2 protein-coding genes are annotated in these 1,920 nt (G+C 73.4%); both read right to left on the reverse strand.

Annotated elements, in window-relative coordinates; genetic code table 11:
* Positions 1-29: 29 nt before the first annotated feature.
* Positions 30-1,241 carry an MFS transporter gene (locus tag J0695_RS39335; RefSeq protein WP_206969643.1) on the reverse strand — a complete coding sequence of 404 codons (1,212 nt, stop codon included), beginning with the start codon at positions 1,239-1,241 and terminating at the stop codon, positions 30-32.
* Positions 1,238-1,843: a winged helix-turn-helix domain-containing protein gene (locus J0695_RS39340; RefSeq protein WP_206969645.1), complete on the reverse strand. Its 606-nt coding sequence runs from the start codon at positions 1,841-1,843 to the stop codon at positions 1,238-1,240. The genes J0695_RS39335 and J0695_RS39340 overlap by 4 nt, the downstream gene beginning before the upstream one ends.
* Positions 1,844-1,920: the final 77 nt, after the last annotated feature.

Genomic DNA, 1,920 nt, shown 5'->3' on the forward strand with positions numbered 1-1,920 from the left:
GAACTGCACGCGGACCCCGTCCCGATCGCCTAGAGCCGGGCGGTCCGCAGCGTACGCACCGAAAGACCGACCCCCGCCGCCGCCAGGCACACCACCCCGCACCCCGCGAAGAACGCCGCCGCCCCCCAGGTCGCCGCGACCAGACCGGCCAGCGGGAACAGCAGCGGGCTCAGCCCCAGCGTGCACAGGCCGGTCACCGAGGAGACGCGGCCCAGGTAGTGGGGGTCGGTCTCCTTCTGGAGGAGGGCGTTGCCGATCACCATCGCCGCCCCGCTCGCCAGCCCCATCAGCGCGCCCAGCGCGACCGCCGTTCCCGGGGAGGGGATGCGGCCGATCGCGGCGGTGACGGCCGCCGTGACGACCAGGCCGGTGGTGAGGGTCGCTCCGGCGTACGGGATCCGGTCCGCGGCCGTCAGCGCGAGAGCGGAGACCGCGCCCCCGACGGAGAAGGCGGCCAGGATCGCCGCCAACACGCCCGCGCCCCAGTGCCGTTCGTCGGTGAGCATGACCAGGCCCGCCGCGACAGGACCGCTGAAGCACATCTCACCGAGGCCGATCACGATCACCAGGCGGGTGAGGCGGCGCTCGCGCCGGAGATAGCGGAGCCCGTCGCGGAGGTCCTCCCCAGCAGATGCCCGCGGGCCCTCTCGCGCAGGCAGCGGCTGAATGCGTACGGCCAGCAGCAGCACCAGCGAACCACCGAAGAGCAGCCCCGCACCCGCGAACGCCGCCGACGGGCCGCCGATCCCCAGCACCACACCCGCGGTCAGCGGTCCCACCGCATTGCTCAACCGCACCGCCAGCGCGCGCATCCCCTGGACGCGGGTGAGCTGGTCGTGCGGTGCGATCTGCGGCGGCAGGGCGCCCACGGCCGGCATGAAGAGCGCGTCCACGGTGCCGAAGACGACTGCCAGGACGTACAGCAGCCACAGTTCGGCCCCCGCCGCGTACACCGCCACCGCCACGCCCAGGATCACCGCGCACCGCACGGCATCGCTGACGACGACCACCCGTCGCGCCCCGAACCGGTCCGCGACCACCCCGCCCCCGAGCATCAGCACGGCGCGCGGCACGGCCCCGGCCGCCAGCACGGCGCCCGCCTGGGCGGGACCCGCGGTGCGGGTGACGGCCCAGGACAGGGCGAGGAAGTAGACGATGTCCCCGGTGACGGACGCGGTGTACGCGGCCGCCCAGCGCAGGACGTTGGTGTCCCGGTAGGCGGCGGTCGTCGCCGCCGTCATTCCTCGACCAGGGGGAAGGCCTGGAGCTGTACGGAGACCCGGTCGCTCCCCTGCGAACGCTCCGTGCGCGTCCGGTACTTGGACACCACGCCGACGATCTCCGCCTTCATCAGGTTGAGTTCGCCGGGCGTGAGCTCCACCGTGTAGTCGGCGAAGATCGCCGCCGCGTGCCATGCGTCGGACAGCAGCGGCACCGTACTCGCGACCCTGCGCAGCCGGTCGCCGTACGCGAGGACGACCGCATGGGTGTAGGCCCGGCTGTCCGCCTCGTCGGAGGGCGCGTCCGCGGCGGGATCGTGGAAGGACTGCCGGTGCACGGCGCGCCACCAGCGGTCGCGCCGGTTGCCCCGCTCGACGTCCTCCTCGATGAGGCCGCCGGCCGCCAGGCGCCGCAGATGGTAGCTGGCGGCGCCCGAGTCGAGGTCGTACAACCGCGCCAACTGCCGTGCGGTGGAAGGCCCGTACTGCCGCAGCCGGCCCAGCAGGGTGAGCCGCATGGGGTGTGCGAGAACGCGCAGGGCGGCGGCGTCGAGGGATATGTCGAGGCCGGGGTCCGGGCTCAGGGGGTCGGTCGAGTCCGTCGGGTCGGTCGCATCGGTCATGGACCCCACGATAGAAGCAGAAGAACCCTTCGCGAAGAGTTCTTCGCAATTACGTATCCCACCCGCCGCCCCGCGGC

Source organism: Streptomyces beijiangensis (genome assembly GCF_017315755.1).
GTDB classification, from domain to species: domain Bacteria; phylum Actinomycetota; class Actinomycetes; order Streptomycetales; family Streptomycetaceae; genus Streptomyces; species Streptomyces beijiangensis.